The organism is Vibrio sp. 10N.261.55.C5 (assembly GCF_041470505.1).
GTDB lineage: Bacteria > Pseudomonadota > Gammaproteobacteria > Enterobacterales > Vibrionaceae > Vibrio > Vibrio crassostreae_C.
In genome coordinates this window covers 13091-29293 of record NZ_JBFRMS010000019.1, presented here as the reverse complement: position 1 = coordinate 29293, position 16203 = coordinate 13091, and the positions used below count along the sequence as shown (strand labels likewise).

The window sequence follows — 16203 nt, the reverse complement described above, 5'->3', positions numbered from 1 at the left end:
CTGATTTAGGAAACAAAGCCTAATAAGGGGCGAAGATAGCTGTTTTCTAAAAAAGCCATCATCTAATAAAGCCAAGATCCAAAACTCGCCGATCTAGAAAAGATAAATTCTGATGAGGCTCAAACCTCACCAGAACTGTATTCGCAATGAATGACTTACTTCTTCTTCACGACTTGCTTGATGGCCATTTCAGCCAGTTTTGGCGTCGCTGATTTCAAAGCTCTGGGGGCAACCTTCTTACCCGCCTTGACCGCTTTATTCAGTTGGCCTTTAACCGACGTCCCTCTTTTCATGGCTTCTAAACGTTGGCGATTTCTCTGAACATTATTTGCGTCAGCGATACGCTCGATCAACGTCTGCCTTAAAGTATCTAAACCAAACTGTACCTTTTCTGGCGCAATCGCCAGCGGTAACACGATATCGGTTTGCAGCAATATATGATTGTATTCGAGCGCTTGAGCAATGATCTTCGCTTTGGTCGATGTTGGATTCTCTAAGTCATACGGTGGCTGCCAATCGTCTACAGGCTTTAATCTGTCTACCTGATTCACAACCGACACCACAATCGGTTTCTTGCGTGAGATGTTCTTAGGATCGTCATAGAAAGCATCAAATCTATCTTTCAATTGCTTATCCAAATCACGTGCAGACTGATTGGCTTTAAGCACCCATAGCACCACATCCGCTTGGGTCATCTCTTTCAGCATTAAGGCTTCGGTTTTAGGATTGCCATCAAGCCCCTGAAGATCAACAACGCGAACATCATTGTCGTCGACAAACGCGTTATACACCGTTGAAGTGTCGGTTGATGGCAGCACATCCACTTCTGCAACCAACTCTTGCTTGAGTGCATTGATAAGTGAAGATTTACCCGAACTGGTTTGTCCCACCAGCACGATTCGCACAGGCTCTAGCTCTGGAGCAAAGCGTTGTTCGTCGAGTTCAGAAACATCAGACACTTTAAGTGCCTCATCTTCAATGCTGAAACGTCCGCTGTAGAGGTCAATCGCCACCGCCGCAACTTCATCTAACAAGGCTTGTTTGGCGGCGTATTGCATGTCATCAACCACACCCCTTGTCATCGTTGCTGTCGCTTGTTCTCGTCCTAAATCAGAAATCACCTTGAGTGGATTCAAATACAAGTTTTTAAGGTGGTTACCCCAAATAGCCGCTTTGAAGATCTTCTGTCCTAGCTCACCGTATTTATCGTAGGCTTCGTAGCCCGCTTTGATGTAAGAAACCTTGAGATACTCAATGCCGGGGATATGCTCTCGCACTACCAATTTGTAGCGTCGGCTGACCTCTTCGAACAGCTTTAGCCCTTCAGGAATCGAAAAATCGAGTGATTTCTTATCAAACTTTCTCGCAACAAATTCAAGTACCTCTAAACCGGTTTGGTCTAGGTTGCCCCACTCTATGTCGACCATTAATTGTTGGCGTACATGGTGTTTTGAATCATTCCAAATCGACAGTTCTTTTTGAGACCAATCAGCCGAAGCCTTAACCAATGCATCGTTGATATCAGTTTTGTTATGTTGTGATTCAGAATCAGAAACATCCTCACCAAGGTCGTCACTCTCTTTGTTTGAGAAGGGCTCTTTATTTGAAGATCGGCGTGAAGAGCGGCTTGAAATGAACAGAGGAATGGTGAACACCAAGGTACTCACGGCAATGGCAATCGACATTTCGAGTAGATAACCGTATTTGATCGCCAAGAAGACACCAAAACCCATCATGATAATGCTTGGGAAGATCGCCGAAATCAGGGCAATGCCCCAGCGTCCGCTCGATAGCACCGCCAGTAATCGAAATAGGTTTCTAATTTTCTTCATAACCCGACGCCGCCTTTCCTTTTTTCAGAGATTCTTTGTAGATCTTCTGCATCTCTTGTTCAGACACTTCTTCACCTTTGTTCTTATGATAGAAGTAAAAACAAGCCGCGCGACCTAAACCATAAGAGGTGCCGAAACTCATTGCCGCTGCAGCCACCGCACCTACCGTTTGACCATAAACTGGAATCAGCTTTATCAACTGTCGAGTGCCCAGCTTCATTCCGTATTGCAAAGCAAAGCTGCTTCCCAGAGTGCCTATCAACTCACTAAAGACTCTCTTATTCCATTCGACCCCATATTGATTGGCCAAGCTGTGAAGCATTTTGGCTTGAATCGCAGGTACCGACACCAAACCAACACCCGGAATCAGGTCACTCGCTGCGGCACTTCCTGCAAACCAAAGCACTTCGTTTTCTACTTGATCAAAGTTGGCTTCTTCTTGCGTGGAATGTTCTTTGTCTTGCACCATCATTCCTATCACCGGAAGAATACTGCTCAGCTTTTCTAACAAGATGTCATAGTTGTAAACCGCTTCGCTGTTAGACATAGCGTTGTCATCCGTTTCGAAATCGACCGCTACCGATTCAAACTCTTTACCCCAAGCCTTCTCTACTTGGTTGCTGTTGAACTGAATTTGCCTTGCTCGATCTGGTTCACTGGAAGACAACACCGCCGTATGAAGCAGCAACAAGTGTTTAATCTTCTTCTGTTTCTTAATCTGTTTTAGAGCCGTAAGCACAGCGGATTGTTCAGGTTCGTCGGCTTTCATTACAACGACTAACGCATTACCTGCCTGACCAATCTCTTCCAAATCCTCTTTCGCATCGTAATTCGCTTCGCTGAGTCCTCTGGTATCAAGAAACCTCATCACGGGTATGTCTTGCGGAAACTCATACGACATCGCCGTCATGGTACAAGGCGCAAAACCATTGCCCACTTCTACAGAAGAGTCGCCCGTGACCGCTTGAATAAACGATGACTTGCCCGCCCCCGTTTTGCCCAACAGCCACAATGTAGGAAGATGCTTGCGCTGATATTCATGAGCCTGAGTCAAGTCTGGGTTCTTGCTCGGATTAATGAAGTCTTTTATTTGATCAAACATGTTTAGAGTAACGCTCACTTGATGTTGAGATTCGAGTTGATGACAAAGCAATACTGACTTATATAATCACAAATCATATTAAACTTATGTTTGTTCAGTCGCACAGGTTTACAATGCCTAAACGCTTGTTTTTATTTGCGCGCTCATTTTTATACGTACGGGTATCATCGTATTGATTCGGGTACCTAACGAACATCAACAAACACAGAGAGCTCAAAGAGAAGTATGGAACAAATTTATTTAGCTGGCGGCTGCTTGTGGGGTGTACAAGAATTTATTAAGTACGTTCCTGGTGTTATCAGCACAGAAGCAGGCCGTGCTAATGGAAGCGCCCAGCCAACAGAGAACAAAACGACACAAAGCGACGGCAGACAAAGCGATTACAATGGCTACGCGGAGTGCGTACAAATTGAATTTGATCCAAACATCACGTCAGTCACGATTTTGATGGAACACTTGTTTGAGATTATCGACCCTTACAGCTTGAATAAACAAGGTGTCGATGTCGGAGAGAAATACCGCACAGGTGTATACAGCACTAATGCAGAACACTTAACCGAAGCTAAGCACTATGTTGCCTCTCGTGACGACGCCGACCGTATCGCACTCGAGATATTGCCATTGACCAATTATGTTGCCAGCGACGACATCCACCAGCATCATTTGATGCCTATTTCCTGAAGATCATCACTTATGCCATATCCCTTGGGATCTGCTGCATAAGTATAAATCACAGTAGTCACGACGTAAGATCGAGATAGTCACAACCTAAGATCGATAAAGCCTCAACAGACATTATCTGTTGAGGCTTTTTAAGTGTTAATGGTCAAGACAGCTATCGTGAATTGATTTGATAGCTCAAACCATTAAGCATTAGCCATTAAGTAATGACCCATAGCCAATAACTTACTTAGTCGTATTCTCAAGCACGTAGTCCGGACCCGCTGTTTCAGCCGTCACGACCGCAAGTTTAGACACGTCTGCACCTTCGCCTTGATAAGCGTTGATACCGTTCTCAACCGTCATTTTTGGCAGTTCAACCGAATAGCTTTCAATCAACCCAGAATCCGTTACTTGACCTACGTAAGTTTCGTCTGTGTAGGTTGCGCCGACTAATGGGTAATCTTGCGTTGCACGCACACTTACAAACTCAGGAGATTGCGAGTTATCAACCACGTTGTGTTTGAACGCCACATCAACGCCCGCATAAATGCCTTCCACTTCTGCGTTGTCAAACAAACTTACACGGTGGCTTTGGTTGCCGTAAACAATGCCCCACTCAGTGTCGACTAGAGAGTTATTCTCGATGGTGATGTTTTTCGGTGTCCACTGCTTGTTCAGCTCTTTGCCTTTCACCGATTGATCTAGCTGCTCACCATTCGCTACGTCGATAATACCTGTGTTAATAACAATGCCGCCACGTAGGTCAGCGTTGCCTTCGATCAAACCATCGCGGCCTCGAGTGTTTGCAATGTAGTTATTGCGAATCACATGATCTTCATCGTAGATACGGACGCCGCCGGTTAGGCGCTTTCCATTGCCAAGAATCATGTTGTTCTCAACCGTGTTGCCTTTTCCGTGACGCAGTGAAATAAGCGCGGTGCTTTGGAAAATAGTATTACCTGAGATCGTGTTGTCGCCCGACTTAATCGAGATAAGCTCACGCTCACCATCCATATCGATCATCAGGTTGTTCACGAACTTAGAACTTGAATCCCACTGTGAAGCTTTAGAATCACCAATACGGATCGCTTCCCAGCTGTTGCCGTTGTAACGAATCGCTTCTTTGATATCGAATTCATTGAATTGGTTAGGCTTTTGATCCATGAAGATATTATTTGCGATCAGGTGGTTGTCGGCTGTGTCATCTTTTTGTACACCGATCAAAGTGCCGCGTTTTTGCTTACCTTCGAAACGGTTGTTGATGACTTTGCCATCTTTACCCCATAGAGAAACCCATAGGTACTTTGGATACTCAGAACGACGCTCGTCTGGCTCGTACGTGTAATCATGGTTGAAGTAGTAGAATGTTGAGTTTTGCAGCGTGTTGCCATTACCCATCATACGTACTGCACCAAAGCGTTCGTTAGGACCGCCCTCAGTAAATACCAAGCCATCAAGCGTGATGTCATCGCCTTTCAGTTCAAACTGAATCAAACCAGTGATCCACGCAGAGCCTGCTTGCTCAGCCTTGATAGTGATGTCATTCGCCGTGATCGTCACTTGACCTAAGTTCGCGTATTTACCGGCAGGGATAACCACTTCGTCGCCATCTTTTAGGTTTTCAAATTGTGCTTTAAGCGCAGCCACTTGCTCTTCCGAAGCAACGGCTAAAGTGTCGCCATCTACCTCTGTTAAGCGGTCACTGCTCAATAGGTAACTACGGTCAATTTCGCTAACAGCAGGCGTAGCTTGTTCAGCGACACTGACTACGGGTGCTGTTTTTTCTTGTGTTGTACAGCCTGTTGCAAAAGCGAGTGTGAACGCGCTAATAATGCTTACCGATAATAGTTTTTTGTTCATCGTACATCTCACATTAAAGTTTGGATTATAAAAATGACGACCACCCGTTCAGGTGGCCGTGATGTTATTTAGGATGCGAATTAGATTAGCCTTCGGCTGGAGTCACTTCGTCTTGTTGCTCGACTTTGTCATCGACTGCTTTAACAAGTAACAGACCAACAGAGAACACAATCAAGCCACACAGAACGAATACCATGCGTCCCCACATTGGGTTTGGCAGTACGAACATAGTCATTACGCCCACACCCGCTACCGCGATAAGTGAACCCAACATACGACGTTGCTTGTTATCCAGTTTCTTCTGTTCATTACTTTCAGCAACTAGTGGCGTCGCTAGGTTGTTGAAGAACTTGTCTACGTCTTTCTCACGGTGCTCAGCAAGAGGCTTGTAGAACAGTGTTGAAAGAACAAAGAAGCCAGCAGTAAATATGATGTGACCGATAAGGCCGATAGCCACTTTCAGGTCAGCCCACTCACGGCCAGTTAGTTCATTTAGACCGAACCAGTTTTGAATCATGTCCGCAGTGATAACGAAACCAACGAAGTAAGAAACCACACCACCTACAACTAGCGTGCCCCAACCTGCCCAATCCGGTGTTTTACGGATGAAGAAGCCACAGAATGCTGGAATTGTCATTGGGAAGCCGATCAATGCGCCCACGTACATCATGGTGTCGAAAAGGCTCAGACCTTTAAGAGAGTTGATGAACAGAGCAACCAAGATGATCGCGATACCGAAGAAGGTAGACGTTAGTTTAGAAACAACCATTAGCTCTTTCTCTGTCGCTTTAGGACGAAGAATCGGCTCGTAGAAGTTCTTAACGAAGATACCTGAGTTACGGTTTAGACCTGAGTCCATTGAAGACATTGTTGCTGCGAACATAGCGGCAATCAGAAGGCCAACCATACCTGCAGGCATGTATTCTTGAACGAAGTAAAGGTAAGCGAAGTCAGCGGCTTTGCTGCCAGCTTCTGGGTAAGCAGCTGCTAAATCAACACCTTGACCAGCCATGAACCAAGAAGGCATGAACCAGATGATTGGACCAAGCGTCATTAGTACACAAGCAAGCAGTGCTGCTTTACGTGCGTTGTTTGAATCTTTTGCAGCAAGGTAACGGTAAGAGTTAAGCATGTTGTTGGTAATGCTGAACTGCTTTAAGAAGATGAACACAGCCCAGATGCTGAAGATGCTCATGTAGTTAAGGTTGTCACCCGTGATGAACGAATCCGTTGGGAAGTCGCTAATGATCTGCGTAACACCGCCACCGTGGTAAATAGCAACGACTGCACATGTCACCGTTACTGCCATGATGATAACCATCTGCATAAAGTCAGATGCGATTACCGCCCAAGAGCCGCCCGTCACTGACATCACCAGTACAACCAGACCCGTTAGGACAATCGTCGTTGTCATATCAAAGCCGAAGATACCCGATGCGATGATTGCTAGACCATTCAACCAAATACCTGCAGAGATAACGCTGTTTGGCATACCAGACCAAGTAAATACTTGCTCATTCACCTTACCAAAACGCATACGAATCGCTTCAATTACCGTCACAACACGCAGTTGACGGAACTTCGGAGCGAAGTAAAGGTAGTTCATTAGGTAACCGAATGCGTTCGCGATGAAGATAATCGCTACGGCAAAGCCATCGGTAAAGGCTTTACCTGCTGCACCAGTAAATGTCCAAGCACTGAACTGGGTCATAAATGCGGTTGCACCTACCATCCACCACAGCATATTACCTCCCCCACGGAAGTAATCACTTGTCGTACTTGTAAACGTTCGAAACATCCACCCTATCGCAATTAAGAATAGGAAGTAGATGCCAACTATCAGGGTATTGAGTTCCATCGTTAGACCTTTTATTTATGTTTTTTTGTTGAGGTCACTATAAATAAATGGCAAGTATATTTGTACTACAATAATCCAAATGCGTGACAGTGATCTTACAGTCTGACACTCAATTAATCATACAAGTGATCGAGTTCAAAGTTGCACCACCTAGGAGCGCAATTCCTCAAGTCAGTGCAGTTATCCGCACTAAATTTCGACCAAAACCCCGAAAAACATGAACAAAGTCTCTAAAAATCGAAGATTCATCGTTAAAAACTATTATTCTTGACGATCAAAGCTTAAAGAAGAGCAGCAAAAATATCGTTAGATATAATTTATAAAAATGAATTAAACCAATGCATTTGTAGTACAAATAAAATCGATGATTTGCTTTTAAAAGTTCCCTATATTAGGCAGCCAATAATGAAAACTTGAAAACCACTATTAGATACTGACAGGGATACACGGAAGTGAAATGCTTTTAACACACCCGTTACACTTTCCCCGTCCAATAAAAAGGTGTCATTATGAAGAAATACGTTCCAATCTTAATTGCTCTTAGTACGGTATCTTCTATGAGCTATGCAGCAACACCGCGTGAAGATGCTGTTGACTACTTACAGATGCGTAAAGGCGTGGCTTACCAAGTAAACCATTCAAAACCTTTCACTGGTCAATTTGAAGAGAAGTTCGATAACGGCCAAGTCGCGACCCAAGCTCAGTTTGCCGATGGCTTAGAACTTGGGCTAGAAACTAACTGGTATCCGAATGGCCAAGTCGCTTCTAAAGTGAATTACGTAAAAGGTGAACTGCAAGGCAAAGCTGAAACCTGGTATCCAAACGGACAGAAAAAAGCAGAACTCAATTATAAAGACAATGAACTATCAGGCACCGCCTCTCGCTGGTATCCCAATGGGGAACAAAGCTTGACAGCTGAATACAGCGACGGACAAAAAGATGGATTGGTAACGGACTACTACCCGAACGGTAATAAGGCCAGCCAAGCGAAGTTTGATGAAGGTGAAGTCGCGAACGGAAAACTTACTCGCTGGAATACTAACGGTGACAAAGTTGAAGAACTGACCTTTAAAGATCACAAAGTCACCTCTAAACAGGTGTGGATGCCTACAGAAAGCTAAGCCTCAAGAACAGCTCTCACGGAGCTCTTTGATATAACTAAACGCCTGCTGTTAAAGTTTGCAGCTACACGTCTGCAACTAAGAGACAAGAGAAGAGAAACGAACATTCATGTGATTAAGCGTGAATGTTCGTGGCTTTGATGCTGTCACAGACTCACTTAAGCGTGTTGTCATCAACCTAAAAGCCTATTCTTAAGCCGCGGTTTACACGCTTATTGAGCCGCACACGACTCTCTACTCAAATTTGAAATAAAAAAACGCTCATGTTGCCTGTATCAACATGAGCGCAAGGGTAGATCTTCGACTACCATCTCCTACCTTTCTAGATGAAAGCAGAAGTTATAATTAGAATAGTTGGGAGCAATAATCAAAATGCTTTCGCAAGCACTTCAACGATTTCTTCTTTGTCGCTGATGAGAACAACGGGTAACGATTCGAACCCAGTTCATTCCTATCAAGTTCATACTTATATAGCAGGCTATGTCACTACCTTGCCTACTACATTTCAAACCTTCTCTGATTGAGTTTTAAATCACCTCAAGTAAATGTCTCATGTTCTTAAAGCGGTGGATTTAATCCATTTAGCTTCAAGACCACTCTTACTTATTCGGCTTCACACCGTCTGTTCATGCAATCAACACAGCAAAGTTATGTGTTGCTAAAGAAAGTTAGTAAATAATAATGTATTACAAATAAAAATGGTATCTAAAGGTTCAATTTTTTGCTGTAGCGCACATTTATTGATGAACAAAACTCTTCAAAACCATTATCAATAGCCAAACAAATCACTAAAAAACATCAACTTAACGAAACAACTCGATTTTGTAACCCTTTGTAAATAGTGGTTTTGTCCTAACAACACGATCAAGTTCACAGATCATCACCATTCTAATCGCTAGCATATTTGTAGTATTTTAATTCAAAAGAAAGAGTGGCCATACACACAGAAAGACGAACGTCGTCGCGTTGAACGTATGACTCCGCTTTACCTGAAAGCTGGCGTAGCTATGGAAAACCCTGAATGGGTAAAACTAGCAACAGAGACCGATTTCAGCGAATTCACAGTCAAGAAGCAGCTAGCTGAAGTGTGGGCTCAACGAGACGTAGAACTACTTTACCCAAAACTATAATCCCAAATACAACAAAGGGCTCAACGTTGGTCCTTTAGTAACCTCTTTTTATTTAGATACAGTGGAAACAATAACAATGATAAAAACGAATAAAGTAACACTTGCAGTATTAGCGACTCTTTTCGCAGGCAGCGTGTCTGCCGCATCACTCGACGCGCGCCAAGAGTACAAACATGGCTCAGAAGACTGGGCAAGTCGTATCAAGATGAGCGGTTCTGTCGATAACCACTTCTTCGGCGCTGAAATAAAGCAAAAAGGTAAGCCTTTCTCTGGTTGGGAAGCGGCAGACAACGAGTTCGAATACGGTTACAAATTCAAGCTTAACGAGCACTGGTTAATTCAACCAAGTATGCCAGTAACGTTTGGTTCTGATAGCGTAACCTACAAACCGCAAGTACGTGTTCAATACTCTTTCGAATCAGGCCTAAAGGCGAAACTTCGCTACCGTCACGAGTTCCGTGACTACACATCTGACTCTTCAAACGAGAATAAGAACCGCAGTAAAGTTACAGGTAACATCGATTACAACTGGAATGCATGGCAGTTCGGCTTTGAAGCTAACTACGCAGAAGACTTCATTGACAATGAGTGGACTGGCGGCGGTGGTGCTGACAACGAGTGGGATTACAACTTTAAAGTGGGCTACAAAGAGGCTGACTGGAGCTGGCGTCCATACGTTGAGTTAGGTAACGTTCAAGACAGCCGTGACCGTCAATTACGTAGCCGTGTAGGTATTACTTACAGCTTCTAATCGATAGCTACATGAATAATCTAAGATAATTACTGTCCTAATTTTCTAAGACCTAAACAAAAGCCAGCTTAATCGCTGGCTTTTTTTCCTTTAAAATCAGTAAAATAAGAGCCGCGCACTTGCAGCTCTTTTTCCTAGTGACTAATCCGATAGAGAAAGGCAACGGTCACATTATCGTTAGGCACAACTCGCTTCTGCTGAGCCAAAAACAATTCCGCTGTCGAAACGGCATCGGCTAATGCATTGTGGCTGTTGTACTCAGGAAGCCCGTACCTTTCGCGAGTCCCTGCCAAGGTTAAATCGACTTCTTCATGATTGCTGATCGCTTTCTCCATGCTTTTCTCAATACACAAGGTATCAAGCCAAAGCAGAGGAATCGCTCTTAAACCGTAGCAGCGAAGAAGGTATTGGCTAATGAACTTCTCTTCGACCACACAAGCGTGTGCGACAATGATCTTGCCTTTTGCTGCTTCGAAAAACGTCAGCATCGCATCATGAATAGAGGCGCCCTCTTCTAACATTTGCGGCGTAATATGGTTGATAACAGCGGTTTCAGCGTTGATCTGCGAATCGTTATTCAGATAAATATGCTTGGCTGACGCTAAATCGATTCTCCCTTTAACCACATCGACCCACCCCATAGATAAGATAAGGTCTTGTTCGCTGTCTAAGCCTGTGGTTTCGAGATCCAACACGATATAGTCGCTGTCTTTGGCCAAATCCGTCATTTCAGGACAAGGCTGTTCTACCAGATCATGTAACGCTTCTGGCAGCTTAACCGTACCCAAATATTGCTTACGCTTGCGTTTAATTCGTTCAAGCGGGTGAAAATAGTTTAGCATTCGTTTTAAACATTTATTAGTTGAACATAGCTTCATTAACGTGCTCCGAAACGAATTTTCGCCGCTTCTTGAAGGTCAGCAATGATCCTAAAGGCATCTTTCAAGTGTTTACGCTCAAAGCTACCAAAGCTATCTGGGTTGATGTTGTTGTCAGGCACATCCCCGTTCTTCAGCGCTTCAAGTTGATGGCCAAAACGGAAAGAGAGAATGAACTGGTAAGCACCCAGAATGTTCTTGAATGCATCGTCGCTCAGCATGCCTTTTTCATTGGCAGCAGCGAAACGTTCGTCAGTCGCCGACAAATCGCACTCCACAGCAAGGCCATAAATACGCGCTAAGTCGATAATCAAGTTGATCGCGTACTTCTTCACGTTCAACGTTTTCTTATTCTCACCTGACTTCTCTAGCACTAAGCTATTGAAGATGCCAAGTGGCGGGTTGGTATTGACCGCGTCTTTCACTAGCGTGCTTAAAAACTCACGGTTACCGCGAATATTGCTATGCAGCTCATCGCGCAGAATACCTTCGAACTCACTGTTGCCGTAGATAGTACGAATTTCTAGGAACACACTGATATTAAGCAAGCGTTCGTACTCTGGGTTAGCCACCCACTTCTTGTAGTAGTGCTTCCATACACTGAGTGGCTGACACCATTTTGGCGTCGCAGCCATGAAATTACCTGGACATAATGGGTAGTGACAGCTTGCTAAGCCGTTGGTCACCATCATCGCTAAGTGTTTGAAGTAAATACGGTCACTGTCGGTTGCATCGTCAGCAAGAACAATCGCGCTGTCTTGGTCCGACAACATGTGCACTTCATTACGTGCGTGCGATCCGGCTACGATCCAAGAGAAATCACACGGTGGTGGGCCTAACTTATCAATCGCTATTTGAATCAATCGACGGGTGTAGGCGTCCATAATCATGGTCATTACCTTGCCGACGGTTTCAGGCGCCACTTTACCTTCCACCAGCGCTTCAAAAATAGCTTGTCGCTCTGAGGTGAACGAAGACATGGTTTTCACGCTGCCCGCGTATTTGATTTTCTCGATCAAGAATATCGCTTGAACACGGTGGTTTTGAACCAAATGAGACGTAGTAAGAAGACCAACGACCTTATTCTCTTTCACAACGGGCAAGTTACGGATATTAAATTGCATCATGATAGAGGCCGCATGCAGCACCAGATCATCCGGTTTTACAGTAAGTGGAGAGTGCGTCATTACCTCTGAGATCAGGCTATCAGTACTCACGCCGTGGGCAATCACTCGCTTAGTCATGTCTCGGTCGGTGATCAAACCAACAATGGTTTCACCTTCATAGATCACGGCACACGGTGAGCGTTGATGAAGCATTTCAACCGCAACCGACTGGATGGTTTGCTCAGACTTAACAATTGCCACCTGCCCGCTTGCCACTTCCTCAACTTTACGAATGAACAGGCCTTTCTCTTTATTCGACCAGACCACATCCAGTGCCGACTTCAAGCGAACCTGCGCCTGTGAAGCAAAGTGTTCTGCGCAACTTGGAAAGGCTTTGAAAAGCGTTTGAAGTGCCGAGTGTGGAATCACATAAAGTAAGGTGTTTTCGATTGCGACAGCTCTATAGCCTTTTTCGTCGTTGACTTCAGAATCTAAGAACGTAAAGCCAAACAAATCTTCACTGCCTAGACGGGCACGAAGCACACCGTCCGATTTTCTTTGCTCCATAGATCCTGTTCGAATGATATAGAGCGACTTTTCTTTTCCTGACTCGCATAGATCGACGACATCCCCTTTGGCTAGATAGGTAATCTGAACATTAAAAGCGAGGTCACGAAGCGCTTCTTTAGGGATCTTATCGAAAGGGTCTATCTGACCGATGAACTGAAGAATATTTGGCAATAGAGACTGAGGCATATAATCACACTCGCATTAATTTGATTAGTATTATTATATAACTAACAATGCTGGTTACTAGCGGTTTTAGCAAAACAACGCACATAAGACTAAATATTGGACATCGGTCAAGTTTTCATCAATTTTGGATGTAAAAAAAGCACGTATTAAACGTGCTTTCAATAGATAACTGTCTGTAGTAACAGCAATTTTAGGTTGACTCCACTAGGTATCCAGAGCAACGCTCGATAGAAACGGCTAAGACCTTAGAGTTGAAACCTCACCCAAAACACTAAGCTAGCTTGCTACTGGCAATCTGTGGTTAGTATCTAATAGATGACTTGCAGAAGCTTGGCGTGCTTTATCACTGTTACCCGCCATGATTGCTTCATAAATTTGACGGTGTTCATTAATACACGTACTTCCCTCTTCTGAAGAATGAGAAATAAAGTTAACAAACATTGTCGTTAAGATATTGCCAAATGGAAGGTAAAAGTCATTACCTGTTGCATTGAAGATGAGGCTATGGAATTTCATATCAATATCTAGCCAACTGTCTTGGTTAAACTCTTCAGCACCTGATATTTCTACCATCTGTTGGAAAATGCCCGACAGTTCAATGCGTTGTTCAGCGCTCGCGAACTGAGCAGCCAATGCACATGCTTCTGGTTCAATCGCGCGACGTAAGCCCAAAAACTGATGACAGAATTGGTCTGTATCTGCCAAACCATCCATCCATTCGATCAATTGCGGGTCTAAAAAGTTCCAGAACGCACGGTCAACAACGCGAGTACCGATCTTTGGTCGAGATTCTAGTAGGCCTTTTGAAGTAAGAAGCTTAACCGCTTCTCTTAATGCAGTCCTACTAATTCCAAATTGCTCACACAGAGCCATTTCACCAGGGATAATAGAACCTTGAGGCAAATTGCCCGACAAAATACCACGAGCGATTTCACGTGCAACTTGCACATGAAGGCTTCGCTTAGAGCCTGAAATAGAATTGAAAGAGCCAGCCATGTGTCTACTTACTTATTAGATATGTATTATTTAACCCGGACTATAGCACTGATTTATATCTGCACCAACTAAGTATAAGAATAACGTGAGGTCACGAATGATATAGGCTAGCGAAGATTTTATGAATATTATAAGTATTTAGTTCATCAAACTAATTAAAAACATTTATTCATACAAATGGTTCTTATTTACACCGTTTTTTGTATGCGCAAACTCACAAAACGACTCTTACTCTCACTATTTATGTCGTTGATGATCAGTTTTGAGATGACTATCCTTGAATACCGCAAGTGTTATTGTATGATTTATTAACGCGAATAATCTACAATATAGGCGACTGTGATGTTTAACGATTTAAAAGGCAAACGCATTCTAATTACTGGCTCTACTGCAGGTATGGGCTTAGCTACAGCACGTATTTTCGCAAAGTATGGTGCAAAAATTGGTATCAATAGTCGTGCTTCTAGCCCAAAAGTTGATGACGTTCTATCTGAACTTACCGCACTGGGTGGCGATGTTGCCTTTTTTCCTGCAAACCTAATGGACACATTAGAGTGCGAAAGGTTAGTCAAAGAGTTCACTGATCATTTTGGTGGCATGGACGTGTTGATTAACAACGCCGGTGGCCTTGGTGGTCGCGCCAATCTAGAAAATATCGATGATGAGTTTTATGAGCGCGTAATGAACCTTAATGTTCGCTCTGCGCTGATGACAACCAAGTTCTCTATCCCGCACTTACGCGCCTCTGCTGCTGAGTCCGGGCAAACATCTTGTGTGATTAGCACGGGTTCGATTGCCGCTCGTGAAGGTGGTGGTGTGGGTGCTGGTGTATATGCCGCATCGAAAGCTTGGTTACACGATATCCATCGGAACTGGGTAAAAGAATTTGCTAAAGACAATATCCGTTTCAACATAGTTTCACCAGGCACTATCGATACCGCATTTCATGACGGCAAAAGCGATGAGCTAAAGTCGACCATTGCTAGCAATATCCCTATGGGTCGCTTTGGCAGTATTGAAGAAGTAGCACCTACTTTTGCTTTCTTTGCCTCACATGCTTGCAGCGGTTACATCACAGGTCAAATCCTAGATGTGAATGGCGGACAAATAACGCCCTAGTTAGCTGGTTTATATAAGCTCACTCAGCGATTTAAGTTCGCCACACTATATAAGGTTAACAGACCCGAGTAGATGAGGGAAAACCTCACACTAAATTCGACGTATACACTGACACTAAACACCAGATTCGTCTGGCTTTTAGTGTTTTCAAAGTTTCAATTTCAGGTGGTTTAAATGTCAATATTTACATTGGTGGAAGATTCAAGCCGCCGAATTCATGTTCAAGTGGCGAGACAAATTGCTCGCAAGATCTTGTCAGGCGAGTTAGAAGAAAATCAAAAGTTACCCAGCGAAATGGAGCTGTGCGAAATCTTTGGAGTGAGCAGAACTGCCCTTCGAGAATCAACTAAGCTACTTTCGGCAAAAGGTTTAATCGAGTCGAAGCCAAAAGTGGGCACTCGTATCAAACCGAGAACACAGTGGCACTTCTTGGACCCGCAATTGCTGTACTGGATCCAAGATTTAGAAGATACTAAACCCTTCTTGTCTCAATTCTTAGGCTTAAGAAAAGCGATTGACCCGGAAGCGTGTGCGCTCGCTGCAACCAATGCAACTGTAGAGCAACGCAAAGAGCTTTCGATTCTTTTCCAGAAAATGACCATCGCAGCAAATAGCTTCGATTATGAAGAGTGGACGACCAACGATCACCTGTTTCACCAAACGATTTTCTTATCGACAGGTAATCAATTTTACATTCCATTCGCGAACATTCTGTCGACTATCTTCAAGCAGTTTATCGACCACTCCGCTGAAGGCGGTCGCTTCTGTTTAGAAGAACACAAAGCGATTTACGACGCAATAATGTCTGGCGATGCCAAGCAAGCACGAATTGCTTCTCAAGTCCTGCTAGACGATGAGAACCAAAAGCTCTCTAGGGTTGAATTAGCCATCGCATAACCGAGATTAACCAAACTGACTTGTTTTTCAAAGACACAAGTCAGTCTTGTTTTAGCACCCATTTTTTAACCATCAACTACCGTAGTGTTTTCTTCTTTAAACGCTCTACTCCGCCACCTCAGAGAAAGCTTACG

General features: G+C 43.9%; 12 protein-coding genes and 1 pseudogene. 6 read left to right on the top strand and 7 right to left on the bottom strand.

Features of this window, described 5'->3' with window-relative positions; genetic code table 11:
- Positions 1–155: 155 nt before the first annotated feature.
- The gene (locus tag AB4263_RS09850) at positions 156–1832 is read right to left on the bottom strand and encodes a GTPase family protein (protein WP_372098160.1); all 1677 of its coding nucleotides are present in this window, start codon (positions 1830–1832) and stop codon (positions 156–158) included.
- On the bottom strand, positions 1819–2934 hold the full coding sequence (locus tag AB4263_RS09845) for a YcjF family protein (RefSeq protein WP_372098159.1): 1116 nt from the start codon (positions 2932–2934) through the stop codon (positions 1819–1821). Before AB4263_RS09845 ends, AB4263_RS09850 begins: the two co-directional genes overlap by 14 nt.
- A gap of 225 nt (positions 2935–3159) precedes the next feature.
- Between AB4263_RS09845 and AB4263_RS09840 the strand changes: the two are divergent.
- Positions 3160–3673, top strand: a pseudogene (locus AB4263_RS09840) (peptide-methionine (S)-S-oxide reductase).
- Positions 3674–3840: 167 nt separating this feature from the next.
- Here AB4263_RS09840 and AB4263_RS09835 read toward each other — a convergent pair.
- Complete coding sequence (locus tag AB4263_RS09835; RefSeq protein WP_017069965.1) at positions 3841–5457, bottom strand: polysaccharide lyase 6 family protein; 1617 nt, start codon at positions 5455–5457, stop codon at positions 3841–3843.
- Positions 5458–5542: 85 nt separating this feature from the next.
- Entirely contained in the window at positions 5543–7315 is a 1773-nt protein-coding gene (locus AB4263_RS09830; RefSeq protein WP_017067389.1) for a sodium:solute symporter family transporter, read from the bottom strand.
- Between the two features lie 509 nt (positions 7316–7824).
- Between AB4263_RS09830 and AB4263_RS09825 the strand changes: the two genes are divergently transcribed.
- The 3 genes from AB4263_RS09825 (at position 7825) to AB4263_RS09815 (ending at position 10317) form a co-directional block, all read left to right on the top strand.
- Positions 7825–8436 carry a toxin-antitoxin system YwqK family antitoxin gene (locus tag AB4263_RS09825; protein ID WP_017061462.1) on the top strand — a complete coding sequence of 204 codons (612 nt, stop codon included), beginning with the start codon at positions 7825–7827 and terminating at the stop codon, positions 8434–8436.
- 974 nt (positions 8437–9410) lie between these two features.
- The gene (locus AB4263_RS09820) at positions 9411–9566 is read left to right on the top strand and encodes a hypothetical protein (RefSeq protein ID WP_229647043.1); all 156 of its coding nucleotides are present in this window, start codon (positions 9411–9413) and stop codon (positions 9564–9566) included.
- 76 nt (positions 9567–9642) lie between these two features.
- Positions 9643–10317: an oligogalacturonate-specific porin KdgM family protein gene (locus AB4263_RS09815; protein WP_102428441.1), complete on the top strand. Its 675-nt coding sequence runs from the start codon at positions 9643–9645 to the stop codon at positions 10315–10317.
- Positions 10318–10451: 134 nt separating this feature from the next.
- Here the strand turns inward: AB4263_RS09815 and AB4263_RS09810 are convergent, their stop codons facing one another.
- The 3 genes from AB4263_RS09810 to AB4263_RS09800 all read right to left on the bottom strand — a co-directional run bounded on the left by AB4263_RS09810 (position 10452) and on the right by AB4263_RS09800 (position 14053).
- On the bottom strand, positions 10452–11195 hold the full coding sequence (locus AB4263_RS09810; RefSeq protein ID WP_229647044.1) for a 3'-5' exonuclease: 744 nt from the start codon (positions 11193–11195) through the stop codon (positions 10452–10454).
- On the bottom strand, positions 11195–13057 hold the full coding sequence (locus AB4263_RS09805) for a DUF294 nucleotidyltransferase-like domain-containing protein (RefSeq protein ID WP_372098158.1): 1863 nt from the start codon (positions 13055–13057) through the stop codon (positions 11195–11197). The genes AB4263_RS09810 and AB4263_RS09805 overlap by 1 nt, the downstream gene beginning before the upstream one ends.
- A 276-nt stretch (positions 13058–13333) precedes the next feature.
- Positions 13334–14053 (bottom strand): FadR/GntR family transcriptional regulator, encoded by a 720-nt coding sequence (locus AB4263_RS09800; protein WP_010438385.1) that lies wholly within the window; start codon positions 14051–14053, stop codon positions 13334–13336.
- Between the two features lie 342 nt (positions 14054–14395).
- Between AB4263_RS09800 and AB4263_RS09795 the strand changes: the two genes are divergently transcribed.
- Positions 14396–15172: an SDR family NAD(P)-dependent oxidoreductase gene (locus AB4263_RS09795; RefSeq protein WP_065584137.1), complete on the top strand. Its 777-nt coding sequence runs from the start codon at positions 14396–14398 to the stop codon at positions 15170–15172.
- Between the two features lie 174 nt (positions 15173–15346).
- Complete coding sequence (locus AB4263_RS09790) at positions 15347–16069, top strand: FadR/GntR family transcriptional regulator (protein WP_017063624.1); 723 nt, start codon at positions 15347–15349, stop codon at positions 16067–16069.
- The last annotated feature ends 134 nt before the right edge of the window (positions 16070–16203 follow it).

Bases quoted from the DNA above. Each gene is read 5' to 3' on its own strand.
- AB4263_RS09845 (WP_372098159.1), bottom strand. From the start codon at position 2,934: ATGTTTGATCAAATAAAAGACTTCATTAATCCGAGCAAGAACCCAGAC.
- AB4263_RS09825 (WP_017061462.1), top strand. From the start codon at position 7,825: ATGAAGAAATACGTTCCAATCTTAATTGCTCTTAGTACGGTATCTTCT.
- AB4263_RS09830 (WP_017067389.1), bottom strand. From the start codon at position 7,315: ATGGAACTCAATACCCTGATAGTTGGCATCTACTTCCTATTCTTAATT.
- AB4263_RS09800 (WP_010438385.1), bottom strand. From the start codon at position 14,053: ATGGCTGGCTCTTTCAATTCTATTTCAGGCTCTAAGCGAAGCCTTCAT.
- AB4263_RS09790 (WP_017063624.1), top strand. From the start codon at position 15,347: ATGTCAATATTTACATTGGTGGAAGATTCAAGCCGCCGAATTCATGTT.
- AB4263_RS09805 (WP_372098158.1), bottom strand. From the start codon at position 13,057: ATGCCTCAGTCTCTATTGCCAAATATTCTTCAGTTCATCGGTCAGATA.
- AB4263_RS09795 (WP_065584137.1), top strand. From the start codon at position 14,396: ATGTTTAACGATTTAAAAGGCAAACGCATTCTAATTACTGGCTCTACT.
- AB4263_RS09810 (WP_229647044.1), bottom strand. From the start codon at position 11,195: ATGAAGCTATGTTCAACTAATAAATGTTTAAAACGAATGCTAAACTAT.
- AB4263_RS09820 (WP_229647043.1), top strand. From the start codon at position 9,411: ATGACTCCGCTTTACCTGAAAGCTGGCGTAGCTATGGAAAACCCTGAA.
- AB4263_RS09815 (WP_102428441.1), top strand. From the start codon at position 9,643: ATGATAAAAACGAATAAAGTAACACTTGCAGTATTAGCGACTCTTTTC.
- AB4263_RS09835 (WP_017069965.1), bottom strand. From the start codon at position 5,457: ATGAACAAAAAACTATTATCGGTAAGCATTATTAGCGCGTTCACACTC.
- AB4263_RS09850 (WP_372098160.1), bottom strand. From the start codon at position 1,832: ATGAAGAAAATTAGAAACCTATTTCGATTACTGGCGGTGCTATCGAGC.